Below are 24,561 nucleotides of genomic sequence, written 5' to 3'. Positions count from 1 at the left end.
AAAATCAGGTCTTCGAACAGGGCGGTGCCAGTCAACGGCCAATGGCACAAGACTTGCGACGGTCTTTTTCTGACGCCAGAATGCCGCCAACTTTGAAGAGCCCGGCATATTCCCCCGATGGACACACCCTCATCGTCATGGAACGCATGAATACACTGAGCGAGAATCAAGCCGCAGATGCCGGGGCAACGCTCTCCTGTCTGATCATCCGGACAGGCCGTGCGGACTGTTACGCGCACTTCTACCCGGCGCTCTATCAGCTGCAGCTGATCCGCGACGGCGCCGAGGAAAAGGTCGACCTGGGCTTCTCCGGCAGCCGCCTGCTCGAACGCCTGCTGCAGAACCCCGGTGAAGTGGTGGCCCGCGAGGAGCTGATGAGCCATGCCTGGTCCGATCGGGTGGTCGGTCAGGGCAGCCTGAACCAGCAGATCTACACCCTGCGCCAGGTGCTGGCCGACGAGAAGAACCGCGAGATCATCCAGACCCTGCCGCGCCGCGGCTACATGTTCAACCCCAATTTCCTCTCCACCCCGCCGGCGGCCGAACCACTGCCGGAAGCCAGCGAGCCGTCCACCGAGGACGCGCCGCCGGCCCCGCTGATCACCGTCGATCCGCCGCAGACCACGCGCAACCAGCGCAGCCTGCTGCTCGCCCTGCCCATCAGCCTGGTGCTGCTCGGCGGCGCGGTGCTGCTTTACCTGTTCGACCTCGCCCAGCCCTCGGAGCTGCTCAGCAACCAGCTGACGATCGGCCAGGCGACGGTGATCTACATCGACCGCGACGAATTGCATCTGCAGCAGCTGACCCATGCCGCACAGCCCCTGGCCAAGCGCATGGCGGCTTTGGCCAAGAGCCCCACGGACCTGGTGTTCGGCATGGCATCGGATTACTACGAGGTGCTGTGCGTGGCGGGACAGGACAGCGTGCGCTCGCTGATGGTGCATGAGAGCCAACTGGAACGCATCGCCGATGCTCAACTACAGGCGTGCCTGCCATGAAGGCCCTTGATTCCCTCGGCCGCAAGTGCGTGCTGATCAGCCTCGGCCTCGTGCTGGCCCTGGTGCTGCTCGGCACCATGCTGTGGATAAACTTCACCTCCAGCAGCGAGCTGGATGGGCGCTACAGCGCCAGCGGGCAGATGCAGCTGAGCAGCGGCGAGGTCATCGATGTCTCGCACACCGTGCAGGTTCGCGACGGCCGCTTCTACGCCATGACCCGCCAGGGCAATGCCGTGCTGGAGACTGCCGGCGTCGTCGAGTACGGCTTTCTCGGGCGTTACCGCCTGCGGGTCGAGTCGGGCGAGGTGACCGGCCTGGCCGGCGATACCGACAATGACCTGGTGTTCAACATGATGTACGGGCGCCACAAGGGCTCGACCATCCACCTGGTGCCCTTCCGTTCCTGCCTCTACGGCCAGGAGACCCGCCAGGTCTACTGCATCGCCAAGCAGCAGAGCCCGCTCTGACTCACAGCGCTTCCGGGGCCGGTTGCGCGGCCTGCTCCGGGGCCGGCGGCGCGACGAATTCGGTACCGCTCTGCGAGTAGTGCGCCTGGGCGTACCCTTCTCCGAACAGTTCGCGGTAGAGCATTTCCGCCTTGCTGGTCAGCAGCAGGATTTCGATGCGCCGGTTGGCGCCGTTTTCCGGCTCGTCCGGGCGCAGCGGCATGACGTCCGCCTGGGCCGCCACCTGGAGGATGCCGCTGGCCGGCAGCCCGCCATCGACCATCACGTTGCGCGCGCGCAGGGCACGGTCGCCCGACAGGTTCCAGTTGTTGTAGCCGGCCTGCTGACGGTACTGGGTGGCGTCGGTGTGGCCACTGATGATCAGCTTGTTGTCGACCTTGGCCAGCACCCCGGACAACCCCACCAGCAGACGCTGGAAATGCGGGGTGAGCACCGCGCTGCCGCGCTGGAACATGAAGCGCTGCTGGTCGTCCTTGATCAGCACGCGCAGGCCCTGGGGCACCACCTGCACCTCGATATTGGCCAGGGCATCGACCTCTTCGGCCAGGGCTTCCATCAGCTCGGCCAGCTCCTGCATCTCGGCCGGCGTGCCGTAGCGCGTCTTGCCGTCTGGCCCGTTGGCGGGCTTGCTGTCCTGGGGCTGGTCGGCGTCGTTGGCCGGGTCGACCTCGCGGCTCACCGTGACCGGCATGCCGTCCAGGTCCAGGGGGGTGCGGCTGGTGCCGTCGAACACCCCGGCGCCACCGTCCACCAGCGGGTTGGTGAGCATCTCGGCCTGGGCCTGCACGGTGTTGTCGTTCTGCGGCTGGACGATCCACAGCACCATGAACAGCGCCATCATCGCCAGGGTGAAGTCGGCAAAGGCGACTTTCCAGGCGCCGCCGTGGGCATCATCGTGGCCCTTCTTGGAACGGCGCTTGATGATGACTTCGTGGTCTTTGTCGCCGCGCTTCTTCATGCCGCGTCCCTTTCATCCTCGTAGCGGTTGACCCAGGTCTCCAGCTGCTTGAAGGCGGGTTTCACGTCCTGCTCGATCAGCTTGCGCCCGGCGTCCACCGCCAGCAGCGTCGGCTTGCCGGCCACATGCGCCACCAGGGTGGTGCGCACGCACTCCAGGGCCGACAGCTCGGTCTTGATGCGCTGGCTCATGGCATTGCTCAGCGGGTCCATCAGGCAGTAGCAGAAGAAGATACCGAGGAAGGTCCCCACCAGGGCCGCCGCCACGTGGGCGCCGATCTCGGCCACCGAGCCGCCGATGCTGCCCATGGTGATGATGATGCCCATGATCGCCGCCAGGATGCCGAACCCCGGCATGGCCTCGCCGATCTTGTGCAGCGAGCGCGAGGGCTGCAGCAGGGTGTGCTCCATGGCGTCCAGCTCCTGCTCGAGGAAGCCTTCCAGTTCATGCGCGCTGATCTTGCCCATGGCCATCAGGCGGAAGTTGTCGGCGATGAACGCCATCAGGTTCTTTTCCTGGAGGATCAGCGGGTACTTGGCGAACAGGTCGCTCTGCTCCGGCTCCTCGATGTGCGCGTCGAGCACCTTGAGGCCGCCGACGTCGACCATTTCCAGCAGCTCGTACAGGAGCATCAGCAACTGACGCTGGAACTCCTCGCCACGGCGCTTGAAGATGAACACGCCCTTGATCTGCGAGCACATCTCCAGCAGCACTTCCTTGGGGTTGCCGACGATCAGGCTGCCCAGGCCGGCGCCGAGAATGATCACCACCTCGGCCGGTTGCCAGAGCACCCGCATATCGCCGTTGGCCATGGCGTATCCGCCCAGCACGCAGGCCACGATGATCAATGCACCTAATACTTTCTGCACGGCTAATTTCTCTCGGTTAGGTAACGGCAGGCCTTGTTGAGCGCCTGCTTGCTGAGCTGACACACGCGGGCATCACTGAGCTCGAGCACCAGGGCGATTTCCTTGAGGCTCAGCTCATGCTGGTAGTAGAGGGTGAGGACCAGGCGTTCACGCTCGTTCAACTGGTCGAGGGCCTGGGTCAGCAGGCGCTCCTTGAGCACCCTTTCCTCGACCCCGACGCTGCCCTCGATGAAGCCTTCGTGGCCGTTCTGCAGCAGGTCGTCGAGGCTCTCGATGGCCTCGCAGGACTCGGCCCGCAGGAACTCCTGGTAGTCCTTTTCGGCGAGCCCGGTGAAGCCGATGATTTCTTCATCGGTCGGCACCCGGCCGAGCTGGCGGCTGAGGGTGCGGATGTCGTCGCGCACCTTGTGCGCCTGCTGCCGCACCTGGCGCGGGCGCCAGTCCTGGCGGCGCAGTTCATCGAGGATCGCGCCGCGAATGCGCAAGGCGGCGAAGCGGCCGAAGTTCTCGTCGGGGGTGCCGTAGCGGCGCAACCCTTCGAGCAGGCCCATCAGGCCGATCTGCTCCATGTCCTCGCGGTCGAGGACCTGGTTGGCCTGCAACGACAGCTGGCTGACGATGCGCTTGACCAGTGGCAGGTACTGCATCAGCCACTTCTGCTCGGCGCCCGGCGCGAACACCGGCAACCCGTTCGGGTCGGCGCTGTAGCCATAGTCGATTGCGCAGTTCGCGTTCATCGCCGTGGCCTACTGGACGATCAGCTTGCTGACCAGCACATGGTCGAACGGCACCGCCAGCTTCTTGCTGGAGAAGTCCTGCAGCAGTGCGGTCTCCAGGGACACCTGCAGGTCGGCGATGGGCATGGCCCGCAGCTGAGCGAAGCTCATCGACGACAGGTGAGCGACCGCCGAGGTGCGGACCATGGGATCGAGCTGCTCGAGCTTCTTGGTATCGGCCTCGATATCGGCCTGCAGCACCAGGTCGAGCACGAAGTAATGTTCGCGGTTCTCGCCCTGCAGGCTGACGATGATCTTCTGGATCGGGAAGAAGGTGTACTCGCTGGTGGCCTCGTCTTCCACGCTGCTCGCGGCCCCATCGCCCTGTACCAGCGCGCCGCTGCGCAAGGGTTTGAGCATGGTGTAGGTGAGTGCGACACAGCCCAGGGCTATGGCTGTGTTCAGCACCAGCATTATCAGAATCACCCGTTGCATCGTCATAACCGACTCTCGATCCACTACCGCTGTTTGATTGATTGGCCAGGCGCGGCAGGCCGTGCCGCGCGTTCCGTCACACCGTGATCAACACGTCGTCACGGCGTTGCGTCGCGCCGCTTTGCACTGGCGCGGTGAGATTGGCCGCCACCCCCGGCTCCTCGTCGAAGCGCGGCGTGCGCTCCTGGCGGGCATGCTGCTGGCCGGATTGGCCATCGCTGGAGACACCGACGCTGACCTGCATGAAGTTCTGCCCCACCAGTTCCTGGCGCAGGCGTTCGCTGGTGCTCTGCAGCAACCGCGCGACATCGGCCTGGGCGGCGGAGATCTGCACGCTGAGGCGACCGGATTCGTGGCTGAGGAAGATTTCCATGCTGCCCAGCTCCGGCGGATCGAGGCGAATGGTCGCGCTCTGCATGCGTTGCTGGACCTGCATCTCGACGTTCTCGCGCAGGGCATGCAGCATCTGCTCGCCCCACTTGTGCTCCGGCCCCTGCAGCTTGAGCGTGCGCTCCGGCAGGGCGCTGTGCGCGGTGGGCTGGGTGCCGGTGGTGGTCGGGGTTTCCGTGCGGCTGGCCGGTGCGCTGACGGCACGCTCGATGGCGCTCGCCGTCTCGGCATCCAGGGTTTCTGGCGCGAGGGCTTCGAACACCGCCGCGGTGTTCGCCGGCAGCGTATCCAGGTCCACGGCCCCCACACTGCTGCCGCTGCTGCGCAGCGCCGCGTCGTAGTCCGCAGCCGGCGCCACGGGGCCACCGGTGGGCAGCGTGAGCGGGCCATGCAGCACCTGCGCGTCAGCGCCTTCATCGATCGCCGTGACCGCATCGCCGGCGGGTGGCAGCGGTTCACCGTCACGGGCCTGCACCTGGGCATCGCGCTGGCCGAGCATGCTCAGCAGCCATTGTTCGGCGTCCGGTTCCGGGGCGGCCGGGTTGCGCTCGTCGGCCTGCAGCGGCAGCTCCACGGGCGTCGCGTCGCGGGCGTCCAGGGACTCGACCGTCGCGCCGTCCAGCAGCTCATCGAGGCTGTCCAGTTCGCTGGCAAAGCCGGGAATGCTCGGCAGGGTCTCGGCCTGGCCCGACGTGGTGCTGGCGAAGCCGGCGGGGCGCGGCAGGGCCTGGGCATCACCCAGGGTGGGCAGGCCGGAGGCGCCGCCCGGATTCAGTAAGGGGTGCACGGCCTATCTCCCGCCCTGGTACAAGTCGATTCGCTGGTAGGCAGAGCGCCCTTCCACGTATTCCAGGTGCGTGAGCAGCACCTGGCGCAGCTTTTCACAGGCTTCGGCGCAGCCAGCCAGCGCCGCGCCATACAGCTCCTTGAGCAACTGCTTGGCCTGCAGCACTTCGGTGCTCGGCTCGGCGCAGGCGGACAAGGCGTCCAGGCACTCGCGCACGCGCTGGTCGATGGCGGCGAAGCGCTCCCAGTCGCGGGCTTCCATCGCCGTGCGCAGTTGGCCGTGCACCGTGCTGAACATCAGCAGCAGACGCCGTTCCTCACCGGGCTGCATTGACACCTTCCCACCCCTCGCGCAGCACGCCGAGCAGGTGCACCACCTCGTCCAGCCCTTCCAGCGACAGGGTCACGCTGACGTCGGAGAGCCGGTAGATGCAGTAGTCGTACAGGCGCGACAGCCCCTGCACCACCTCACCGCCGTTGTCGTAGTCCAGAGCGCTGTTCAGGCCGTTGAGGATGCTCAGGCACTTCTCCAGGGACTGGCCCTTCTGCTGGTAGCGCTTGGCTTCGATGTGGCCACGGGCACGGGCCAGCTCGTCGAGCAGGCCGTCGAACAGCACCAGCACCAGCTCGTAGGGCGATGCCGCGGCGGCGCGGGCCTCGAGGTCGACGGAGCGGTAGCTGTCGTAGCTTTCATTCATCTGGTAGGTGCTCATCAAAACATCCCGTAGGTTTGTTCCATCGCCGACATCGTCTGCATCATGCTGGTGTACTGCTTCAGGTAGCGGCTGTAGTAGCTGTCGTACTGCTTCTGGATGTTGTCGAACTGGTCATCGACCCGGCGCAGCATGCTGTTGAGGCTGTCCTTGCGGGTTTTCATCAGGCCGTTGGCGCTGCTGGTGTACACCGCGAGGTTCTTGTCGATGCTGTCGAGCAGCGCGCCCTTGTCGGTGAACAGCTTCTCGAAGCCTTCCGGGTTGGCCGCCACGGCCTTGTCGAAGCGCGCGCCGTCGATGGTCAGCTTGCCGTTGCGGTCGGCGACGATGCCGAACTCCATCAGGCTGGCGCCGCCGTATTCGGTGCGCAGCACCTGGTTGAGCATGTTCTCGATGGAACGGATGCTCGAATCGCCGGCCAGCACCCCGCGGGTGCTGGTCTCGCCACCACTGGCCGTCAGCGAGTCGAAGCTGCTCATCAGGCTGTTGAGGGCAGTAACGAAGGCCTGGGCCTTTTCCTTGGTAGCGGTGCTGTCCTGGCCGATGTCGACGCTCAGGGGCTGATCGCCGGCCTTGTGCGCGCGGTTGAAGGTCAGGCTGACGCCATCGATGATGTTCTCGAAGGTGTTGCTGGCGTTGGTCAGCAACATGCCGTTCTCGCCGCCGAGGCGCACCTGGGCGTCCTGGGCCTTGCTCAGCTCCTGCTGGTTGCTCAGGGCAGTGGCCAGGGCCGCGTTGCCCGACGAAGACAGGCTGATGGCGTTGTCCGCCCCGCTCTTCTCGCTGCTCAGCACCAGCGACACTTCGCCATTGCTGCGCACCAGGGTGGCCTTGACCCCACTGTTGTCGGCGGCGCCGTTGATCGCGCTGGCCAGCTCTTCGAGGGTGGAGGCGCCGCTGACGTCGACGTTGAACGACTTGCCGTCCTGGCCGATGGTCAGGGTGCCGCTGCCCAGGTCGCCGGGCTGCAGGCCACCGACCGACACCTGGTGCCGGCTGGCCAGTTGCTCGACGAAGAACTGGTAGTTGCCCGGTACGGCGTTGGTGCCGACCGTGGCGGTGGCATAGCCTTCCTGGCTGAACTTGGCGCTGTTGATCAGCATCGTGCTGCCGGCGCTCTTCATGCCCTTGATCGAGGAGCTGAAGGTTTTCAGCGCACTCTCCAACGTGCTCACCGCGCTGAGCTGAGCCTTGTAGCTCGCCTCGTTGCGGTTAGCCTTGGCCAGCGCAGCCTGCACCTCGTAAGAGGCCAACTGCGAGGACATCTGCTTGACGTAGTCGGAATCGATTGCCATGAAATAACGCTCCTTTGTAGGGGTATCAGCAATAACGGTGCCAATCGCGAAACCTAGTTTTCATGCGGGTTTCAGGCAGGTCCATGCAGAAGGGAAACTTCCGCTCGAAGCTGAATCGGCAACAGGGGGAAGGGCCATTTCCGCATCGACGCAAAGGGCCCGGCACGTCCCTTAAACAGGCGACGGCAACGGCACTTTTCTTAAGCACCGGGGCGGGAGAAATACGGCGCGAACGCGGGCACCGGCGAAGCACCAGTGGAAGGCAGGAAGGGAGCGGTGAAACTCAGAAGAAATGCGGGGTGTACAACTGGTTATCGAGCTGTTCGCCGAGCATCTGGTTGAGAATGTCGTTGTGCATCGCCAGCAGCTTTCCGTTGCGCTCGTTGAGGCGCTTGCACTGCAGCACCAGCTGGTTGAGCTGCTGCCAGGTCTGGCGCAGGTGGTCGCCGCGGCCCTCGGGGTACAGGCCGAACAACTGCTGCACGGCCGGGGCGCCGGCCCCCAGGCCGAAGGCGGTGAGGATCTTGCTGCGGCGCTCGGCGCGGCCGCGCACCTGGTCGACCAGGTGGGAGATCTGGTCGTTGAGCAGGTCGATCTGCTGGCTGTTGCGGCTGAGCAGCTGCTGATACAGCTCCTGCATCAGGCCACGCAGGCTCAGGTAGTCGGCACAGTCCTGCTGGACGTCCTGCTCGGCGACCTGGAGCAGCTGCTCGCGTCGACTCACGCGTCGCTACCGCTGTGGTAGGCCAGCATGCTGCCGGCCAGGGCCGCGCTGTCGCTGACGATCTCGCCGCGCTGCAGGGCCTGCTTGATGGCCGCGACCTTGTCCAGGTCCACGTCGGGCAGAGCGCGCATGGCGTCCTGCAGGGCCTCCAGGCGCGACTCGGCGGCATTGCCCGTGGTGCCGGCGGCCGCTTTCGCCTGCTCGGAACGCTCGACGCGGGTCTGGGCCGGCGCCTCGGTCTGAACGCTGAAACCGGCTTTGAATTGCCTGCTGATTTCCATGGTGTCATCCAACTCTTGGGGTTACAGCCAAATAAGCGACCGGCGAGGGCGCCGACTTAAATCTTTTTTCGAAAAATCTGTGGAAACCGGTGTGCAGGTGTTTAGTGGGTGGGTGGTGAAGCCCTGAAAAGCTCGCCGCTGAAGCGCCTCCTACAGGTCTTTGCCATCCCACCAATCCGCAGGAGGGGCTTCAGCCGCGAGCTTCAAACGCTCGGCGACCACACCCTTTCTGAATCCCCGCAATCCTTCGCCGCTAAAGCGCCTCCCACAAGGCTCTGTCATTCCTCCGCTCCGTGGGAGGGGCTTCAGCCGCGACGGTCAGGCGCCCTGGGCGCGCATCCACGCCTGGGCGGCCAGGCCATCCTGAATCTTCTGTTCCTGTTGCGCCAGGGCGGCCTGCCACTGGGCCATCTTGGTGTCGATAACCTGCATCACCACCTTTTCGCTGCGCATCGCCGCCAGCAGCTCGGCCTGGATGCGCGCCAGGTTTTCCTCGGCCAGTTGCAGCTCGCGGCGCTGCAGCTCGACCATCTTGTGCAGCGTGGCCTTGTACTGCTGCTGGTTGTCGCGCTGCAGCGGCGTGGTCATCGGCACGGTGAAACCGCACAGGCGGTTCAGGCCGGTGATGTTATTGCGGTAGCGCTGGCAGAGGTTCTGCTGGTAGTTCACCCGCCCGAGCATCTGCTGCACCCGGCTGCCACGCAGGCTGGCCAGGCGGGACAGCACGTCGATCTGGTCTTTCATGGACGCTCCTACTTGATGATGCCCTGCAGGGTGGTGATGCTCTGCTCGAGATCGGCGCCGGCCCCGACTTCCTGGCGCAGGAAGCGCTCGATGGCCGGTGCCAGTTGCACCGAACGGTCGGTCTTGCTGTCCATGCCGGGGGTGTAGCCGCCGAGGGGGATCAGCTCCTTGATCTTCTCGAAGGTGCTGTAGAACTCCTTGAACTGCCGGGCAGCGCCCTGGTGCGGCAGGTTGCTGACCTGGCTCATGCAGCGGCTGACCGAGGCGGCGATGTCGATGGCCGGGTAATGGCCGACGTCCGCCAGGCGCCGCGACAGCACGATGTGGCCGTCGAGAATGGCCCGGGCGCAATCGGCGATCGGGTCCTGCTGGTCGTCGCCTTCGGCCAGCACGGTGTACAGCGCACTCAGGCTGCCGCGCTCGCTCTCGCCGTTGCCGGCGCTTTCCACCAGCTCGGGCAGCAGGCCGAAGACCGACGGCGGGTAGCCCTTGGTGGCCGGCGGCTCGCCCAGGGCCAGGGCGATTTCGCGCTGGGCCATGGCGTAGCGGGTCAGGGAGTCGACCAGCAGCAGGACGTCCTTGCCCTGGTCACGGAAATACGCGGCGATGGTGTGGCACAGCTCGGTGGCCTTGAGGCGCATCAGCGGCGATTCGTTGGCCGGCGCCACCACCACCACGGCCTTGCGCCGCCCTTCTTCACCGAGCGAATGCAGGATGAATTCCTGCACCTCGCGGCCACGCTCGCCGATCAGCCCGACCACCACCACGTCGGCCTTGGTCTCGCGGGTGATCATGCCCAGCAGCACGCTCTTGCCCACGCCGCTGCCGGCGAACAACCCGACACGCTGGCCCTTGCCCAGGGTCAGCAGCGCGTTGATGGCGCGCACCCCGACATCCAGCGGCTCGGACACCGGCTTGCGCTTGAGCGGGTTGACCCGCGGCAGCTCGGTGGGCAGCGGATCGCGGCCGGTCAGCTTGCCCAGGTCATCCAGCGGTTCGCCCAGGCCGTTGAGCACCCGGCCCAGCCAGGATTCGTCGATTTGCAGCGAGGCCTCGTCCTTGGCCGGGAATACCCGGGAACCCGAGGTCAGGCCCACCGGTTTCTTGAAGGGCATGAGGTAGGTGAGGTCGCGGTTGAAACCCACCACCTGGGCATCGAGCATGCTGCCGTCGCCCTGCTCCACGTAGCAGCGCTGGCCGGTCATGCGCTGGCAGCCGAGGCTTTCCAGGAGCATGCCGGACACGCGCACCAGGCGGCCGCTGACCTTGGCCAGTTGCACGGTGTCCAGCGAGCGCAGCGCCTCGTCGAGCTTGAAGCCTTCCAGCATCGGTCAGCTCTCGGCCAGTTTCAGGTGCTCGGACAGGGTGTCCACACAGGAGTCCAGGCGCTGCTGGCACCCGATGTCGGCCTCGGCCTGGGCGGTGACCACCCGGCACTCGCCCAGGGCCAGCTTGTCGTCCGGCACCAGGCGCCAGGCGGCGGCGCGCTCGGGCACCAGGTCCTTGATGCGCGCGCATTCTTCGGGGTTGAGCAGGATGCGCACGTCGCTCTGGTCGCCCGGCATCGCCGCCAGGGCCTCTTCGGCCAGGGTCAGCAACTGGGTCGGGTGCAGAGTCAGCTCGCAGCGGATGACCTGCTGCGCGACCTTCTTCACCAGCTCCAGCAGTTCCTGGCGACGCTTGAGCTCCAGTTCGCCTAGGAAGCTGCGCAGTTGTTCGCTGACGTGTTCCAGGGGCCGGCTGGCCTCCTCGAACACCCGACGACCTTCGATGCGGCCCTCTTCACGGCCCAGGCGCAGGCCTTCTTCCCGGCCTTTGTCGAAGCCTTCGCGCAGGCCTGCTTCCTGGCCCTGTTCCAGGCCTTGCTGGTAGCCCTTCTCGGTGCCTTCCTGGAAGCCATCGGCGATGGCCCGTTGCATGGCGGCCGGGTCGCCGCTCCAGTCGCCAGGCAGCGCGTTGCTGCTGCGCGGTGGGAAGCGGTACGGCCGCCAGTTGCGGCTGGCGCCCTTGATCACCTTGACGGTCATGTGCGGCTCCTCATTCCACTGTCTGTTCGCGGAACAGCTGCACCTGCAGCTCGCCGTCGGCGGCCATCTCGCGGACCACGCCCATGATGTCCTTGCGCACCTGCTCGACCCGGCTCAGCGGCACCGGGCCCTGGCGGCGGTTGATCGACTCCATCTGCTGCGCCTGGCGCTTGGGCATGGCGCCCTGGATGGCCTTGACCAGCGCCGGCTCGGCGCCCTTGAGCGCGACCACCCACTCTTCCAGGGGGATGACTTCGAGCAGGGTCTGCAGCACGTCCTGGTTCTGCCGCGAGAGGATGAAGAAGTCGTACATTTCGTCTTCGATCCTGCCGACCAGGTCTTCGTTGTGGGCGCGCAGCAGCTCGAACATCTGGTTCCGGTCGCCCTTGAAGCGGTTCATGATGTCCGCCGCCTGCTTCACCCCGCGCACCTGGGAGCCCTGGGTCGAAAGCACTGACAGGCTGCGCTCGATCAGGTGCTCCAGCTCCTGGATCACGTCGCTGTTGATCTCGCTGAGGTTGGCGATGCGGTACAGCAGTTCGTCCTGGCGCGAGGCCGGCATGCATTCGAGCACTTCGCTGGCCATGCCCGGCGGCAGGAAGGCGAGGAACACGGCCTGCATCTGCGCGTGCTCCTTGGCGATCAGGGCCGCGAACTGCTTGGGATCGATCCATTCCATCTTGGCCATCTTGGCGCGGATTTCCTCGCCGTAGATGCTGTCCAGCAGGCTGCGGGTGATGTCGCTGCCCAGGGCCTTGCCGAGCATGCCCGACAGGTAGGCGCGCGACGCACCCTTGATGCTGCTCTGCTCCTTGTAGTCATCGAAGAAGCGGCTGATGACGTCCGACACCATGGGCTGCTTGACGTTGGACAGGCGCGCCATGGCTTGGCTGATGCTGACGATCTCCTCGCGGGAGAAATGCCGCAGCACGCCGGCCGAGGTGGTATCGCCCATGCTCAGCATGAGGATCGCCGCCTGCTCCATCGAGCTCATGGTGCGCATCTGCGAGCGCGTCTGGAGCTCTTTCTTGGCGGATGAGCCACGCTCATCAGGCCGGGTTGAGGTCTCTTTCATTTCGCCCTATCCATTGCTTGATCACTTCCGAGACACGCTCAGGATCGTTCTTGGCCAACATCTGCAAATGTTCGATCTGTAGCTCCAGGCCCGAGCCCGGTGCCGGCAGGCGGATTTCCGAGAGCGGGTTGAGCTCGCCGAGTACGTTCAGCCCGCCCATCTCGTCCTGGTGACGCCCCAGCAGGCGTTCGGAACGCTCCGCGAGCAAGGCCAGGGTCTCGTCGTTGCCGTCTTCGGGCAGCGCGGGCTGGGCCGGACGGGTCAGGCTGCGCACCGCCGGCCGCACCACCATCAACAGCAGCAACAGGCTGATCAGGCCGAACACCGCCAGCTTGGCCAGGTCATGCAGGCGGCTGTTCTCCCACCAGGGCAGCGCCTCGATCGGCATCTCGCTGGCGGTGAAGGGGAACACGCTGAGGGTCAGCAGGTCGCCACGGGCCTGGTTGAAACCCACCGCGCTCTTGACCATGGCTTCCAGGTCGGCGCGGGCCTCGGGGGTCCAGCCGCCTTCCGGCGCGCTGCTGGCATTCAGCACCACCGCCACGCTCTGCTGACGCAGGGCGAACGGCGCGTGTTTGACGTGGGTGACGCTCTGGTCGTAGTCCAGCTGGCGGTTGGATTCCTTGCGCAGGGAGGTAGCCGCCTTGTTGGCCACGTCGGCCTCCGGATCGGCCGCCGCGCCTTCTGCCGGTGGCTCCGGGGCAGGCACCGGGCGGTTGCTCAGGGAGCCGGGCACGCCGAGGGCCAGTTGATCGAGCACGCTTTCGTCGCGCAGCACTTCGTTGCGCAGGCGCGGCGACTCGCCGTAGGCCTGGAAGGTTTCTTCGCGCTGGCTGAAGTCGATGTCGGCGGCCACGCTGATGCGGTAGTTGCCGTTGCCGAGGATCGGTGCCAGCACCTCCTCGACGTTGCCCACGGCCTTCTGCTGGTAGTCATCGACCACCTGCCAGTTCTGCACCGGCCCGTTGGCCAGGTTCAGCCCGCGGGACAGCAACACGCCATGCTGGTCGACCACACTGACGTTATCGGTGCCCAGCTGCGGCACGCTGTTGGCCACCAGGTTGACGATGGCGCCCACCTGCTCCGGCGTCAGCTTGTAGCCCGGCGCCATCTGCAGCATGACCGAGGCCTTGGCCGGGTCGCGCTTGCTGACGACGAAGGAGTTCTGTTCCTGCAGGGCCAGGTGCACCCGCGCGGAGTCGACGCCCTTGAGCGACATTACGGTGCGCGCCAGCTCGCCTTCCAGGCTGCGCTTGAGGCGCACGTCCTGGACGAACTGGCTGGTGCCCAGGGGCTCTTCCTTGTCGAACAGTTCGTAGCCGGTGGGCACCGCCACCTGCACGCCCTTGGCGGTCAGCAGCATGCGCGCGCGGCCCAGCTGGTCTTCGCGCACCAGCACCTGGCCGCTCTGCGGGTGCAGGCGGTAGGCGATGGCGTCGGCGTCCAGCACCTGCATGACTTCGGCGGCGGGGAACGCCTCGCCGGCGCCATACAGCGGCCGGTACGCGCCCTGGTCACGCCACAGGTAATAGACCACGCCCACGGCCAGCAGCGCGGCAACCACCGCCAGGGCCAGCAGCGTGATGCGCGGGTCCGGTTTGAAACCGCCCGCGGGCAGCTTGCTCTTGATGAGTTCCAGCACGGCTCAGCACTCTCGCCCGGTCACATTGGCATCCTCATGACTTCCTCGAAAGCCGTGGTGATCTTGTTGCGCACCTGCAGCAGCGCGGTGAACGAAACGCTGGCCTTCTGGCTCTCGATCATCGCGCCCACCAGGTCGTCGCTCTTGCCGCTGTCCACGGCGGCGGCCGCGGCGCTGGCCTGGTGCTGCTGGTTATCCACAGCCTGCAGGACGTTGTCGAAAGCCACCGCAAACCCTGCCTGCGGCTGGGCTTCGAACAGCTGGGCGGGCTTGATCACCGAACCCTCGGACAGGGTCTTGATCTGATCCATCCGGCCCAGCATGTCCTGCTGCACCTGCATGAGTGAATTCATCCTCTGCTCTCCGAACCTGTGGCTGTCTAGATGGTTATCTGCACGCCCTGCTCACGCATGGCATTGAGGCGGTAGCGCAGGGCCCGGGGCGTCATGCCCAGGCTTTCTGCGGCCTTGGTCTTGTGCCCGCCGAAGCGGCGGATGGTGTCGATCACGTGCTGGTACTCGGCCCACTTGCCGCTGGCGCGCAGCGCGGCCTTGCCGCCGCCCTCGACCGTCAGCGGCTGCGCCAGCGTCGGCAGGCTGGCGACGGCCGTGGCCGGTGCGGCCAGGCCCAGGTCCTGGGGCTGGATGAACAACCCGTTGCGCAGCACCAGGGCGCGCTGCAGGGTGTTTTCCAGCTCGCGCACGTTGCCCGGCCAGTCGTGGGCCATGAGCGCGGCGCAGGCGTCGTCGGTGAGCAGGTTGTCGTGCTGTTCCTGGGGCGCGTACTGGCGGATGAAGCGCCGCGCCAGGGGCAGCACGTCGTCCTTGCGCTCACGCAGGGGCATGATGTGCAGGGGCAGCACGTCCAGGCGGAACATCAGGTCGGAACGGAAGCGTCCTTCCGCCACTTCGACCTGCAGGTCGCGGTTGGTCGCGGCGATGATGCGCACGTCCAGCTTGATTTCCTTGCGTCCGCCCAGGCGCTCGACGCGCTGCTCCTGCAGCACGCGCAGCAGCTTGGCCTGGAGGCCCAGGGGCAGTTCGCCGATCTCGTCGAGCAGCAGCGTCCCGCCGTTGGCCAGTTCGAACTTGCCGGGCTGGGCGTTCACCGCGCCGGTGAACGCGCCGCGCTCGTGGCCGAAGAGAATGGACTCGAGCATCTGCTCGGGGATGGCCGCACAGTTCACGGCAATGAAGGGCGCATTGTCGCTGGCGGAGAAACGGTGGATGTAGCGCGCCATCAGCTCCTTGCCGGTGCCGGTCTCACCGGTGATGAGGATCGGCGCGCGGGTCGGTGCCACGCGCTGGGCCATGGCCAGCAGGCGGCGACCGGCCTGGGAGCAGGAGACGAAGCTTTCCTCGGCGGCCAGGGCCGATTCCTGACGGCGCAGCAGGGCGGTCAGTTGCGATTCGCTGAAAGGCGACAGCAGGTAGTCGACGCACCCCAGTTCGAGCAACGCGGCGGCCTTTTCCTGGTCCGCGTATTCGACGATGGGGATCACGCTGATGTGGTGGGCGCCGCGCATCATCGCGCCGACCTGGGTGAACAGGGCGTGGGCCGGCAGGCTGCTGATGAACACGAAGACCAGGCTCGCCTGGGCCAGGACCCGGGCATCCAGATCGGCGCAACTGGCGTAACGGCTGACGCGGCAACCCTGGCGTTGCAGGCCTTTGCTCAACAGCGCGTAACTGTCTTCGCTGGCATGCCCCACAATAATGGTCGTCTGCTGCGCCGGCAGCTCATCGAACATTCCGTCGCAGGCGTAATTCACTGATTGACTGAAAGGCTTCAATGTAAAGCACCTGTTTATTTAATGGCCGGCGGCCGCGCCGTGCAGAAAAAACGTCATTACATTTTTGTGACGTCAGTTAAGGAACTTCTGCATTCGGTCGTCTCTAATAAGCACCTGTCTCAGGCAATTGCTGTATCGCCAGACCGACAGATCGGGGTCACGTCGCGAACGTTAACAAGTGCACAAAAAAAGCCCGAATCACTTAGCGTAAATTTAAATCAAGCGCCGCCAAGGCTTATCAAAAACAGCATTTGATATCTATTGATTTAATTTTCAGCCCCGCCCTCCCTAGACTCGCCCCTCATCTACACAGGCCTCTATCGCAGGCACTGTGCGGCTTGGGCCGTTGTCGCCGCCAATCAGGCAGCCCCTCCAGTCCATAGACACTGTTTTCTATCACGACCGCCTGGCGGGCCAGAGAACGTCCTGCATTAATTTCCAGGAAGACAGCTCACAACATGACTGGCAATGCAAAAGTCCACCATGGCGTGCCCGCCGAAAGTCTGACCCGGTTAAAGCCGCAGAAGTTGGGCAGGCACTATCACAAGATTCCGCTGTATATCCGGGAGTTGTCGAGCAAACACCCGCGGATTATCAGTGACTACTTCCTTCGTAATTACCGGATCAACCTCGAACTGAATAATGTGGTGGTGCACGAACAGCGCGCAGAAGCTGCCGAGTGCATATACCGGTCCCCCCTGGGCAAAGTGGGTTTCAGTATTGATCGCCCGCTGCTGACCGAAGCCCTGGAGTGCTATTACGGCGGCACATCGCTGCCGAGTCACGACACCCCGCCGATCAGTACCTCCGAGCAGCGCATGCGCAGCCGCCTGGGTGTGGACATCGCGCAGATCTTCGCCCGCTCGATTCTCGCCGGCGCCACCTTTGGCGAGCTGACCCCCTATGAAAACGCCTACGTGGAAACGGTGTGGGAGTACGTGGCCGAGTTCCGCTACAGCAGCCACATGACCGCCACCCAGTCGTCGATCTTCATCTACCTGGATACCCAGCTGGTCGACGAGCTGACCAGCCGCCTGACCAGCCCCAGCAGCGGGCAACTCAGTGGCAACCCTATCGAGCAGATCAAGCACCTGCCGGTGCACCTGGACTGCGTGATCGCCGCCCTGCAGATGCCGCTGTCGCAGGTGCTCGACCTGCGCCTGGGCGACATCCTGATGGTCCGCCTGCTGGAGCGCTGCGACGTGCAGATCAACCAGCAGAAGCTGTTCCGCGGTGCCCTTTTCGAAGAAGACGGCTCCTTATTTCTGACTTCTCTTGAGAGCGTGAAAACCCCATGAACGGCCCCCTTTCCGATAACGAATTCGACAGCCTAATCAACGACAGCGACCTCGGCCTGCCGGCGATCGGCAACGAGCAGGCCGCCGTGGAAAGCCCGCCCCAGCTGCCCCAGCAGGACCTGAGCTTCTTCGGCAAGATTCCGGTCAACGTCACCCTGGAAGTTGCCTCCACCGAGATCTCCCTGAAGGAGCTGATGGACGTCGACGCCAGCAGCGTGATCGTCCTCGACAAGCTGGCCGGCGAGCCGCTGGACGTGAAGGTCAACGGCGCGCTGTTCGCCAAGGCCGAAGTGGTGGTGATGAACGGCAACTACGGCCTGCGCATCGTCGAGCTCAGCGGCGCCAGCCTGAACGACCTGACGGCATGAAGATGCGGCGGCTGTTCGCCTGGGGTCTGCTGCTCGGCGGCCTGACGTCGCCGATGCTGGCGCAGGCGGCGGGGGGCGAGATTTCACTGCTCAGCCTGAACGACACCGAGAACGGCCAGGAGCTGAGCGTCAAGCTGCAGATCCTGCTGATCATGACGCTGCTCGGCTTCCTGCCGGCGATGTTGATGATGATGACCTGCTTCACCCGCTTCATCATCGTGCTGGCCATCCTGCGCCAGGCCATCGGCCTGCAGCAGAGCCCGCCGAACCCGGTGCTGATCGGCGTGGCGCTGTGCCTGACGCTGCTGGTCATGCGCCCGGTCTGGCAGGAGATCTACACCGAGGCCTATGTGCCGTTCGAGGCCGACCAGATCAGCCTGGAACAGGGCCTCGGCGCGGCCAAGACCACCATCAGCCGCTTCATGCTGTCGCAGACCAACGTCAGCTCGCTGGAAACCATGGTGGCGCTGGCGGGCGAGGAAATGCCCAGTGACCTGGCCGAGCTGGACTTCTCCCTGCTGCTGCCGGCGTTCGTGCTCAGCGAGCTGAAAACCGCGTTCCAGCTGGGGTTCATGATCTTCGTGCCGTTCCTGGTGATCGACCTGGTGGTGGCCAGCGTGTTGATGGCGATGGGCATGATGATGCTCTCGCCGATGATGATCTCGCTGCCCTTCAAGCTGATGATCTTCGTCCTGGTCGATGGCTGGACGCTGCTGGTCGGCACCCTCACCACCAGTATCCAGCCGTTCTAGCGAGGCCCCGCGCATGCTCACTCCGGAAGTCGCCGTCACCATCGTTTCCAACGCGGTCTATATCACCGGCCTGGTGGTGTGCGTGCTGATCGTGCCCAGCCTGATCGGCGGCCTGCTGGTGAGCATTTTCCAGGCGGCCACGCAGATCAACGAACAGATGCTCAGCTTCCTGCCGCGCCTGCTGATCACCCTGGCGATGCTGATGTTCGCCGGGCACTGGATCCTGCGCACCCTGAGCGACCTGTTCATCGAAACCTTCAAGCAGGCTGGCCATCTGGTCGGCTGACGCGCATGCAAGCGAGCGAACCCCTGCTGCAGGCCAGCCAGTACCTGAACGCGATGCTCGCTTACTGGTGGCCGTTCTGCCGCATCCTGGCCCTGTTCAGCATGGCGCCGCTGTTCAACCACAAGGCGCTGTCGATCCGGGTGCGCGTGCTGCTGGCCCTGGCGCTGACCATCGCCCTGGGCGCCTCGCTGCCCGAGCCGCCGCAGATCGAGCCGCTGTCGCTGAAGGGCCTGCTGACCACGCTGGAGCAGGTGCTGTTCGGCATCCTGCTGGGGCTGACCCTGCAACTGGTGTTCACCATCTTCATGCTGGTCGGGGAAGTGATCTCCACGCAGATGGGCATGAGCATGGCGCGCTACAACGACCCCATGAACGGCGTGTCGTCGTCCTCCATCGTCTACCAGCTGTACTTCATCCTGCTGGTGTTCCTGTTCCTGGCCATCGACGGCCACCTGCTGACCGTCAGCGTGGTGTACCAGAGCTTCATCTACTGGCCGGTGGGCAGCGGCCTACAGTACCTGGGTTTCGAGCGCTTCCTGCAGGCGATCGCCTGGGTGTTCTCCGCCGCGGTGCTGATCACCCTGCCGGTGGTGTTCTGCATGACCCTGGTGCAGTTCTGCTTCGGCCTGCTGAACCGCATTTCGCCGGCGATGAACCTGTTCTCCCTGGGCTTTCCCATCACCATTCTGGTGGGGCTGCTGTGCATGTACCTGACCATGCCCAACCTGCCGGAAAACTACCTGCACCTGACCCGGGAGCTGCTGCACAACATCGGCACGATCCTGCAGGAGGGCGCCGATGTCTGAGCAGAACGCCAGCTCCCAGGAAAAGACAGAGGAGGCGTCCCAGCAGAAGCTCAAGAAGAGCAAGGATGACGGGCAGGTCGCGCGCTCCAAGGACCTGGCCACCACCATCTCGCTGCTGGCCACGCTGTTCGTGCTCAAGTTCAGCGTGGTGCTGTACTACGAGACGCTGCAGGAAAGCTTTCGCCTGTCGTACCTGAACTTCCACGCCAGCGAGATCGGCCTGGACGACCTCACGCTGATCATCACCCACAACCTGGTGCTGTTCATCATCCTGCTGTTGCCGCTGTTGGTAACGCCGCTGCTGGTGGTGGCGCTGTCCCTGGTGCCGGGTGGCTGGGTGTTCGCGGCGAAGAATTTCTACCCCAAGTTCAGCAAGCTCAACCCGCTGACCGGCCTGGCGCGGATCGTCTCGGCACAGAGCTGGAGCGAGCTGGCGAAGTCGATGCTGAAGATTGTGGTGCTGCTGATCGTGGCGTGGATGCTGATCATCGATGCCTTCCCGCGGTTGATGGCCCTGCAGCGCAGCGACCTGCTCACGGCCATCGGCAGCGCCCTGTCGCTGACCTTCAACATGACCCTGACGCTGCTGCTGGTGTTCGTGCTGTTCGCCTTCATCGATATCCCGCTGCAGAAGTTCTTCTTCCTGAAAAAAATGCGCATGACCAAGCAGGAGCGCAAGGAAGAGCACAAGAACCAGGAGGGGCGGCCGGAGGTAAAGGCGCGGATCAAGCAGCTGCAGCGGCAGATGCTGCAACGCCAGATCAACCGGGTGATCAAGAACGCCGACGTGGTGATCGTCAACCCGACGCACTTCGCCGTGGCGCTCAAGTACGACCCGAAGAAGGCCCAGGCGCCGTTCGTGCTGGCCAGAGGCGTGGATGAGACGGCGCTGTACATCCGCAAGATGGCTGGCGCCCATCAGCTGGAAGTCATCGAGATGCCACCGCTGGCCCGGGCCATCTACTACACCACCCAGGTCAACCAGCAGATACCGGCGCCGCTGTACACCGCCGTGGCCCACGTACTGACCTACATCCTGCAGCTGCGCGCCTATCGACAGGGGCGCCGGGGCAAACCGCAACTCCCAAGCAACCTCAACATTCCAGACAGCATGGCGAACAGGGCTTAAACATGAATTTCCTTCAGCAACTCATGCCGACGTTTCGCAGCGGTCGCATCGGGATCCCCCTGATCATTCTGTCGATCCTGGCGATGATCATCCTGCCGCTGCCCCCGCAGCTGCTGGACATTCTGTTCACGTTCAACATCGCCATGGCGGTTCTGGTGCTGCTGGTCAGCGTCTCGGCCAAGAGCCCGCTGGATTTCTCGCTGTTTCCCACGGTCATCCTCATCACGACGCTGTTGCGCCTGTGTCTGAACGTGGCCTCGACCCGGGTGGTACTGCTGGAAGGTCACACTGGCACCGGTGCGGCGGGCAAGGTGATCGAGGCGTTCGGCGAGGTGGTGATCGGCGGCAACTTCATCGTCGGCCTGGTGGTGTTCGTGATCCTGATGATCGTCAACTTCATCGTGATCACCAAGGGCGGGGAGCGGATTTCCGAAGTGACCGCGCGTTTCACCCTGGATGCACTGCCGGGCAAGCAGATGGCCATCGACGCCGACCTCAACGCCGGCCTGGTCAGCCAGGAGGAAGCCAAGAGGCGGCGCGAGGAAGTGGCCAAGGAAGCGGATTTCTACGGCGCCATGGACGGTGCATCGAAATTCGTCCGGGGCGATGCCATCGCCGGCATCCTGATCCTGCTGATCAATCTGTTCGGCGGTTTCGCCATCGGCCTGTTCGTGTATGACCTGAGCGCGGGCCAGGCTTTCCAGCAGTATGCCCTGCTCGCCATCGGCGATGGCCTGGTGGCACAGATTCCGGCGCTGCTGCTGTCTACCGCGGCAGCGATCATCGTCACCCGCATCAACGAGTCCTCCGATATCACCCATCAGGTGCAGCGGCAGCTGCTGGCCTCGCCCTCGGTGCTGTACACCGTGGCAGGCATTCTGTTCGTTCTGGGTATCGTGCCCGGCATGCCCCACCTGGCGTTCATCAGCTTCGCCGCGCTGGTGGCATTCATCGCCTGGCGCGTGTCACGCAACGAATCCCCCACCGAGGCGTCCAGCCTGGAACAGGTGCAGGCCCTGGGCAAGGCACTGGAACAGGACCGCTCACAGAACCTGGCCTGGGACGATATTCCACTGGTGGAACGCCTGTCGATTTCCCTCGGCTACAAGCTGGTGGGGTTGGTCAACGAAGCAGCCGGAGCGCCGCTGGCGCAGCGGGTACGGGGAGTGCGCCAGACACTCTCTGAAACCCTGGGCTTCCTCCTGCCCGAAGTGCAGATTCGCGACAGCCTGCGGCTCAAGGCCTCGCAGTACAACATCTACATCAACGGTGAGCGCATCGACGGCGCCGAGCTGCATGCCGACCGCCTGATGGCGATTCCATCGCCTGAACTGTATGGCGAGATCGACGGCATCCTCGGCACCGACCCGGCGTACCGGATGCCGGTGGTGTGGATTCTCCCGGCGGACAAATCCCGTGCACTCAATCTCGGCTACCAGGTCATCGACTGCGCCAGTGTGGTAGCCACCCACCTGAACAAGGTGGTGCGGGCCAACCTGCCGGAAATCTTCAAGCACGACGATGTCGAGCACCTGATGCAGCGCCTGTCGGTACAGGCTCCCAAGCTGGCCGAAAGCCTGAAGGCACAGCTGAGCTTCACCCAGCAGCACCGGGTCTATCGCCAGTTGCTGCAGGAAGAGGTGTCGCTCAAGGACATCGTCAGTATCGCCACGGCGCTGGTGGAAGGCAGCGAGAGCACCAAGGACCCGGTACTGCTCGCCTCCGATGTGCGCTATGCGCTGCGCCGCACCATCGTCTCGAGCATCGCCGGTGAACGGAACGAGGTGGCGGTCTTCGTGCTGGAGAACGCCCTGGAAAATACCCTGCTCAGCGCCCTGAGCATCGCTCAGCAGGCCGGGCCGGTAAGCCTGGACAACATTCCCGTAGAGCCCAGCCTGCTCAATCAGCTGCAAAGCACCATGCCGGTGGTGAAGGAGAAGCTGCGCAAGGAAGGCCATCCGCCAATCCTGACCGTGATTCCGCAGCTGCGCCCGCTGCTGGCGCGCTATGCACGGGTGTTCAGCCCGGGGCTGCACGTGCTGTCGCAGAACGAGATTCCCGAGCGGGTCGGGGTGAACATCCTAGGCACCCTGGGCTGAACGCTCCCGTTCAGCCGACGCGGGTGATCGGCTGAGCGGGTATCAGGCCTGTACCTTGCGCTTGGCGCGCATGCCGTTCACCAGGTCGGTGAACGCGGCAGAGGGCTCAGGCAGAACAAATCCCGCTTCGAAGTGCCCGGTCCGGGTGTTCTCCCGTGCCCACAGGCACAACGCCTCGATATCCACCTGACGCATCTCGCCCTCCTTGTCGCGCATCCGCAGGCGCAACGCCATGATGCTGTCGACCTCCATGAGCGTATCGCTGAGCAACCTCAGGCCGTTATCCGACACGTCCCCGACATAACCGATCAGGCGATCCTCGGGGCGCTTGCTGACTTTGATGCGGAAGATGGAGCGGAAGGTGATGCGGCTGTGCTGACGCATAATGATTGGCTTCTTTTCCTGGTCCTGGAAAGGCAGATAGCGCTGCCCGGGGACATGAAAGCAGCAGGCGTGTACTGCACGCGCTGCACCCTGGTCATCCGGAATAAGGCGACCCTGAGGATCGATAAATTAAGGGGCCGCGCCCAACCCTGGATCGAGCGGGCACTGCTGCCCTTGCCGCTCAAGTGCCGGTCATGGAGCTGTTGGGCGAGTCGCCCCGGCTGACTGAGTTCGGTCGGCACGCAGCGGGGGCGTTTCGCAATCACGCTCGAGCGCGTGTTCGAAGCCGGGAGAGCTACTCGAGAGCAGTGTGTTTATCCCGCCAGACGAACGCCGGTATCGCACGAATGTAGATCAGTTCGCCGAACAGCTCGACCAGCGTCTGTGTAATCACTGCCGCAGCAGCCAGCCCCCGGATATCCTCGGGCAATGCCAGGGCCAAGGGCAGGACCACCAGAGAATTGCGTGTGGATGAACTGAAGGTGACCGCCCTGGCCGCCGGGGAAGGCAGCCTGGCCATCCTGGACACCAGCGCACCGATCAGCGGTGCCAGAATCAGGAAGCCGATGTATACCGGAATGACCGGTGCAAGCAGGTGTATATCGCGCACCACCGAAGAAATCTGTGAGCCGACCACCACGATCAGGACTGCGGCCATTGCGGGTACTGGCAGCCATGCCCAGGCGGCGTTCCAACCGGCAATCACACTTGAACGTTTGGCGGCCGTGGCGGTTGTTACGGCTAAAAAGAGCGGGGCAACGATCAGCAGAAGGAATGCCTCGGCGAACGGTCCCACGGAAATCACAACGTCGGATTGTCCGCCTAGCATAAAGGCTAGGTATGCGGGCAGCAGGGACAGTTGAAGCAGCAACAGAACCGGCGTTGCCGCCAGAATCGCACGTGCGTCTCCTCTGCCGATGTGAGTGAAGACCACCACATAATCGATACAGGGAGTGAGCAATACCAACAGAGCACCAACAAGGAGGGCCGGGTGATCTGAAAGGCTTCTGGTGATGACCCACACCAGCAGAGGAATCAGCACGAAGTTGGCGATTAGCAAAGCCGACATGAAGCGCTTGTTACTCAGCCCTGCGCGCAAATCGAGAAAAGGGATCTGCAGAAACATTGCGTACATCAGCACCGCAATGGCAGGGGTTATCAGGGCATCCAGATTCTGGGCGGCTGCGGGGGCCATCAGCCCACCGGCGGCAGCCGCTGTTACGACAGCGAAGTAGACCGGTATCTGATTCCGTTCAAGTGTATCCCTGTTCATTTCTACTCCTGGGCACGAGAGAGTATCAGCCTACTAGATCGGCCTGATAAGGGCTTCGAATTGCATGGGCAAAACCGGATACAGGATCCTCGCTTCCCCAGGGAACCCTTGGGGCTCCATCGAAGTGTCCGGCCCACGTCTGACACAGGCCTGGCTGGTGGCGACAAGCCCGTGCCTCAGGCTGTTTTTCCGCC

General features: G+C 64.4%; 28 protein-coding genes. 9 read left to right on the top strand and 19 right to left on the bottom strand.

The features are described from left to right. Nucleotides 1–146 precede the first annotated feature (146 nt). Nucleotides 147–998: a winged helix-turn-helix domain-containing protein gene (locus tag N5C28_RS15985; protein ID WP_279823818.1), complete on the top strand. Its 852-nt coding sequence runs from the start codon at nt 147–149 to the stop codon at nt 996–998. Beyond that, the gene (locus tag N5C28_RS15980) at nt 995–1,465 is read left to right on the top strand and encodes a hypothetical protein (protein WP_279823816.1); all 471 of its coding nucleotides are present in this window, start codon (nt 995–997) and stop codon (nt 1,463–1,465) included. The genes N5C28_RS15985 and N5C28_RS15980 overlap by 4 nt, the downstream gene beginning before the upstream one ends. 1 nt (nt 1,466) lies before the next feature. On the opposite strand, the gene N5C28_RS15975 is transcribed toward N5C28_RS15980, so the two are convergent. The 17 genes from N5C28_RS15975 to N5C28_RS15895 all read right to left on the bottom strand — a co-directional run bounded on the left by N5C28_RS15975 (nt 1,467) and on the right by N5C28_RS15895 (nt 15,930). Next, the gene (locus N5C28_RS15975) at nt 1,467–2,423 is read right to left on the bottom strand and encodes a flagellar motor protein MotB (protein WP_279823814.1); all 957 of its coding nucleotides are present in this window, start codon (nt 2,421–2,423) and stop codon (nt 1,467–1,469) included. After that, nucleotides 2,420–3,292 carry a flagellar motor stator protein MotA gene (gene motA / locus N5C28_RS15970; protein ID WP_279823810.1) on the bottom strand — a complete coding sequence of 291 codons (873 nt, stop codon included), beginning with the start codon at nt 3,290–3,292 and terminating at the stop codon, nt 2,420–2,422. The genes N5C28_RS15975 and motA overlap by 4 nt, the downstream gene beginning before the upstream one ends. A 2-nt stretch (nt 3,293–3,294) precedes the next feature. Further along, entirely contained in the window at nt 3,295–4,029 is a 735-nt protein-coding gene (locus N5C28_RS15965; RefSeq protein WP_279823808.1) for a FliA/WhiG family RNA polymerase sigma factor, read from the bottom strand. 9 nt (nt 4,030–4,038) lie between these two features. Further along, nucleotides 4,039–4,509 (bottom strand): flagellar basal body-associated FliL family protein, encoded by a 471-nt coding sequence (locus N5C28_RS15960; RefSeq protein WP_279823806.1) that lies wholly within the window; start codon nt 4,507–4,509, stop codon nt 4,039–4,041. Nucleotides 4,510–4,579: 70 nt separating this feature from the next. After that, a complete protein-coding gene (locus N5C28_RS15955) occupies nt 4,580–5,680 on the bottom strand; it encodes a flagellar hook-length control protein FliK (protein WP_279823802.1) in 1,101 nt (366 codons plus the stop codon). A 3-nt stretch (nt 5,681–5,683) separates the two neighbouring features. Further along, nucleotides 5,684–6,010, bottom strand: coding sequence for a hypothetical protein (locus N5C28_RS15950; protein ID WP_279823799.1), 327 nt, complete (start codon nt 6,008–6,010; stop codon nt 5,684–5,686). Then, nucleotides 5,997–6,392: a flagellar export chaperone FliS gene (fliS, locus tag N5C28_RS15945; protein WP_279823797.1), complete on the bottom strand. Its 396-nt coding sequence runs from the start codon at nt 6,390–6,392 to the stop codon at nt 5,997–5,999. The genes N5C28_RS15950 and fliS overlap by 14 nt, the downstream gene beginning before the upstream one ends. After that, entirely contained in the window at nt 6,392–7,687 is a 1,296-nt protein-coding gene (gene fliD / locus N5C28_RS15940; RefSeq protein WP_279823795.1) for a flagellar filament capping protein FliD, read from the bottom strand. The genes fliS and fliD overlap by 1 nt, the downstream gene beginning before the upstream one ends. A gap of 283 nt (nt 7,688–7,970) precedes the next feature. After that, the gene (gene flgN, locus N5C28_RS15935; RefSeq protein ID WP_279823793.1) at nt 7,971–8,411 is read right to left on the bottom strand and encodes a flagellar export chaperone FlgN; all 441 of its coding nucleotides are present in this window, start codon (nt 8,409–8,411) and stop codon (nt 7,971–7,973) included. Next, nucleotides 8,408–8,692: a flagellar biosynthesis anti-sigma factor FlgM gene (gene flgM, locus N5C28_RS15930; RefSeq protein WP_279823792.1), complete on the bottom strand. Its 285-nt coding sequence runs from the start codon at nt 8,690–8,692 to the stop codon at nt 8,408–8,410. The genes flgN and flgM overlap by 4 nt, the downstream gene beginning before the upstream one ends. A 318-nt stretch (nt 8,693–9,010) precedes the next feature. Then, complete coding sequence (locus tag N5C28_RS15925; RefSeq protein WP_279823791.1) at nt 9,011–9,436, bottom strand: flagellar FliJ family protein; 426 nt, start codon at nt 9,434–9,436, stop codon at nt 9,011–9,013. Between the two features lie 8 nt (nt 9,437–9,444). Further along, entirely contained in the window at nt 9,445–10,764 is a 1,320-nt protein-coding gene (gene fliI, locus N5C28_RS15920; protein WP_279823789.1) for a flagellar protein export ATPase FliI, read from the bottom strand. Between the two features lie 3 nt (nt 10,765–10,767). Next, entirely contained in the window at nt 10,768–11,463 is a 696-nt protein-coding gene (gene fliH / locus N5C28_RS15915) for a flagellar assembly protein FliH (RefSeq protein WP_279823787.1), read from the bottom strand. 10 nt (nt 11,464–11,473) lie between these two features. Next, a complete protein-coding gene (locus N5C28_RS15910) occupies nt 11,474–12,538 on the bottom strand; it encodes a FliG C-terminal domain-containing protein (protein WP_279823786.1) in 1,065 nt (354 codons plus the stop codon). Continuing rightward, nucleotides 12,513–14,180, bottom strand: a complete 1,668-nt coding sequence (fliF, locus tag N5C28_RS15905; RefSeq protein WP_279823782.1) for a flagellar basal-body MS-ring/collar protein FliF — start codon at nt 14,178–14,180, stop codon at nt 12,513–12,515. The genes N5C28_RS15910 and fliF overlap by 26 nt, the downstream gene beginning before the upstream one ends. Nucleotides 14,181–14,200: 20 nt before the next feature. Then, on the bottom strand, nt 14,201–14,533 hold the full coding sequence (gene fliE / locus N5C28_RS15900; RefSeq protein WP_279823778.1) for a flagellar hook-basal body complex protein FliE: 333 nt from the start codon (nt 14,531–14,533) through the stop codon (nt 14,201–14,203). A 26-nt stretch (nt 14,534–14,559) separates the two neighbouring features. Further along, nucleotides 14,560–15,930: a sigma-54 dependent transcriptional regulator gene (locus N5C28_RS15895; protein ID WP_279823775.1), complete on the bottom strand. Its 1,371-nt coding sequence runs from the start codon at nt 15,928–15,930 to the stop codon at nt 14,560–14,562. Between the two features lie 500 nt (nt 15,931–16,430). On the opposite strand from N5C28_RS15895, the gene N5C28_RS15890 reads away from it, so the two are divergent. The 7 genes from N5C28_RS15890 to N5C28_RS15860 are packed head-to-tail and all read left to right on the top strand — an operon-like array spanning nt 16,431 to nt 22,710. Further along, complete coding sequence (locus tag N5C28_RS15890; RefSeq protein WP_279823773.1) at nt 16,431–17,270, top strand: FliM/FliN family flagellar motor C-terminal domain-containing protein; 840 nt, start codon at nt 16,431–16,433, stop codon at nt 17,268–17,270. Further along, nucleotides 17,267–17,638 carry a flagellar motor switch protein FliN gene (gene fliN / locus N5C28_RS15885; protein ID WP_279823771.1) on the top strand — a complete coding sequence of 124 codons (372 nt, stop codon included), beginning with the start codon at nt 17,267–17,269 and terminating at the stop codon, nt 17,636–17,638. The genes N5C28_RS15890 and fliN overlap by 4 nt, the downstream gene beginning before the upstream one ends. Continuing rightward, a complete protein-coding gene (fliP, locus tag N5C28_RS15880; protein ID WP_279823770.1) occupies nt 17,635–18,390 on the top strand; it encodes a flagellar type III secretion system pore protein FliP in 756 nt (251 codons plus the stop codon). The genes fliN and fliP overlap by 4 nt, the downstream gene beginning before the upstream one ends. A 13-nt stretch (nt 18,391–18,403) precedes the next feature. Further along, a complete protein-coding gene (locus N5C28_RS15875) occupies nt 18,404–18,676 on the top strand; it encodes a flagellar biosynthetic protein FliQ (RefSeq protein WP_279823768.1) in 273 nt (90 codons plus the stop codon). Between the two features lie 5 nt (nt 18,677–18,681). Then, on the top strand, nt 18,682–19,482 hold the full coding sequence (gene fliR, locus N5C28_RS15870) for a flagellar biosynthetic protein FliR (RefSeq protein WP_279823766.1): 801 nt from the start codon (nt 18,682–18,684) through the stop codon (nt 19,480–19,482). After that, the gene (locus N5C28_RS15865) at nt 19,475–20,611 is read left to right on the top strand and encodes a flagellar type III secretion system protein FlhB (RefSeq protein WP_279823764.1); all 1,137 of its coding nucleotides are present in this window, start codon (nt 19,475–19,477) and stop codon (nt 20,609–20,611) included. Before fliR ends, N5C28_RS15865 begins: the two co-directional genes overlap by 8 nt. A 2-nt stretch (nt 20,612–20,613) precedes the next feature. Continuing rightward, entirely contained in the window at nt 20,614–22,710 is a 2,097-nt protein-coding gene (locus N5C28_RS15860; RefSeq protein ID WP_279823763.1) for a flagellar biosynthesis protein FlhA, read from the top strand. Nucleotides 22,711–22,752: 42 nt separating this feature from the next. Here N5C28_RS15860 and N5C28_RS15855 read toward each other — a convergent pair whose 3' ends face one another. Together N5C28_RS15855 and N5C28_RS15850 are read right to left on the bottom strand one after the other, a co-directional pair. Further along, on the bottom strand, nt 22,753–23,094 hold the full coding sequence (locus N5C28_RS15855) for a PilZ domain-containing protein (protein WP_279823762.1): 342 nt from the start codon (nt 23,092–23,094) through the stop codon (nt 22,753–22,755). Between the two features lie 295 nt (nt 23,095–23,389). Then, a complete protein-coding gene (locus N5C28_RS15850; protein WP_279823761.1) occupies nt 23,390–24,367 on the bottom strand; it encodes an arsenic resistance protein in 978 nt (325 codons plus the stop codon). Between the last annotated feature and the right edge of the window lie 194 nt (nt 24,368–24,561).

The organism is Pseudomonas sp. GD03944 (genome assembly GCF_029839275.1).
In the GTDB taxonomy this organism is placed as follows: Bacteria; Pseudomonadota; Gammaproteobacteria; order Pseudomonadales; family Pseudomonadaceae; genus Aquipseudomonas.
Note: the sequence above shows the minus strand (reverse complement) of the source record. Positions and strands in the feature narration are given on the sequence as shown.

What these genes read in the sequence shown, in the direction of transcription:
- N5C28_RS15960 (WP_279823806.1), bottom strand. Translation starts at nt 4,509, where the DNA reads ATGACGATGCAACGGGTGATTCTGATAATGCTGGTGCTGAACACAGCC.
- N5C28_RS15850 (WP_279823761.1), bottom strand. Translation starts at nt 24,367, where the DNA reads ATGAACAGGGATACACTTGAACGGAATCAGATACCGGTCTACTTCGCT.
- N5C28_RS15985 (WP_279823818.1), top strand. Translation starts at nt 147, where the DNA reads ATGAATACACTGAGCGAGAATCAAGCCGCAGATGCCGGGGCAACGCTC.
- fliD (WP_279823795.1), bottom strand. Translation starts at nt 7,687, where the DNA reads ATGGCAATCGATTCCGACTACGTCAAGCAGATGTCCTCGCAGTTGGCC.
- fliI (WP_279823789.1), bottom strand. Translation starts at nt 10,764, where the DNA reads ATGCTGGAAGGCTTCAAGCTCGACGAGGCGCTGCGCTCGCTGGACACC.
- N5C28_RS15865 (WP_279823764.1), top strand. Translation starts at nt 19,475, where the DNA reads ATGTCTGAGCAGAACGCCAGCTCCCAGGAAAAGACAGAGGAGGCGTCC.
- flgM (WP_279823792.1), bottom strand. Translation starts at nt 8,692, where the DNA reads ATGGAAATCAGCAGGCAATTCAAAGCCGGTTTCAGCGTTCAGACCGAG.
- fliS (WP_279823797.1), bottom strand. Translation starts at nt 6,392, where the DNA reads ATGAGCACCTACCAGATGAATGAAAGCTACGACAGCTACCGCTCCGTC.
- N5C28_RS15925 (WP_279823791.1), bottom strand. Translation starts at nt 9,436, where the DNA reads ATGAAAGACCAGATCGACGTGCTGTCCCGCCTGGCCAGCCTGCGTGGC.
- fliP (WP_279823770.1), top strand. Translation starts at nt 17,635, where the DNA reads ATGAAGATGCGGCGGCTGTTCGCCTGGGGTCTGCTGCTCGGCGGCCTG.
- N5C28_RS15910 (WP_279823786.1), bottom strand. Translation starts at nt 12,538, where the DNA reads ATGAAAGAGACCTCAACCCGGCCTGATGAGCGTGGCTCATCCGCCAAG.
- fliR (WP_279823766.1), top strand. Translation starts at nt 18,682, where the DNA reads ATGCAAGCGAGCGAACCCCTGCTGCAGGCCAGCCAGTACCTGAACGCG.
- fliN (WP_279823771.1), top strand. Translation starts at nt 17,267, where the DNA reads ATGAACGGCCCCCTTTCCGATAACGAATTCGACAGCCTAATCAACGAC.
- N5C28_RS15965 (WP_279823808.1), bottom strand. Translation starts at nt 4,029, where the DNA reads ATGAACGCGAACTGCGCAATCGACTATGGCTACAGCGCCGACCCGAAC.
- N5C28_RS15980 (WP_279823816.1), top strand. Translation starts at nt 995, where the DNA reads ATGAAGGCCCTTGATTCCCTCGGCCGCAAGTGCGTGCTGATCAGCCTC.
- N5C28_RS15895 (WP_279823775.1), bottom strand. Translation starts at nt 15,930, where the DNA reads ATGTTCGATGAGCTGCCGGCGCAGCAGACGACCATTATTGTGGGGCAT.
- N5C28_RS15860 (WP_279823763.1), top strand. Translation starts at nt 20,614, where the DNA reads ATGAATTTCCTTCAGCAACTCATGCCGACGTTTCGCAGCGGTCGCATC.
- fliH (WP_279823787.1), bottom strand. Translation starts at nt 11,463, where the DNA reads ATGACCGTCAAGGTGATCAAGGGCGCCAGCCGCAACTGGCGGCCGTAC.
- N5C28_RS15950 (WP_279823799.1), bottom strand. Translation starts at nt 6,010, where the DNA reads ATGCAGCCCGGTGAGGAACGGCGTCTGCTGCTGATGTTCAGCACGGTG.
- N5C28_RS15975 (WP_279823814.1), bottom strand. Translation starts at nt 2,423, where the DNA reads ATGAAGAAGCGCGGCGACAAAGACCACGAAGTCATCATCAAGCGCCGT.
- N5C28_RS15855 (WP_279823762.1), bottom strand. Translation starts at nt 23,094, where the DNA reads ATGCGTCAGCACAGCCGCATCACCTTCCGCTCCATCTTCCGCATCAAA.
- fliE (WP_279823778.1), bottom strand. Translation starts at nt 14,533, where the DNA reads ATGAATTCACTCATGCAGGTGCAGCAGGACATGCTGGGCCGGATGGAT.
- N5C28_RS15890 (WP_279823773.1), top strand. Translation starts at nt 16,431, where the DNA reads ATGACTGGCAATGCAAAAGTCCACCATGGCGTGCCCGCCGAAAGTCTG.
- N5C28_RS15875 (WP_279823768.1), top strand. Translation starts at nt 18,404, where the DNA reads ATGCTCACTCCGGAAGTCGCCGTCACCATCGTTTCCAACGCGGTCTAT.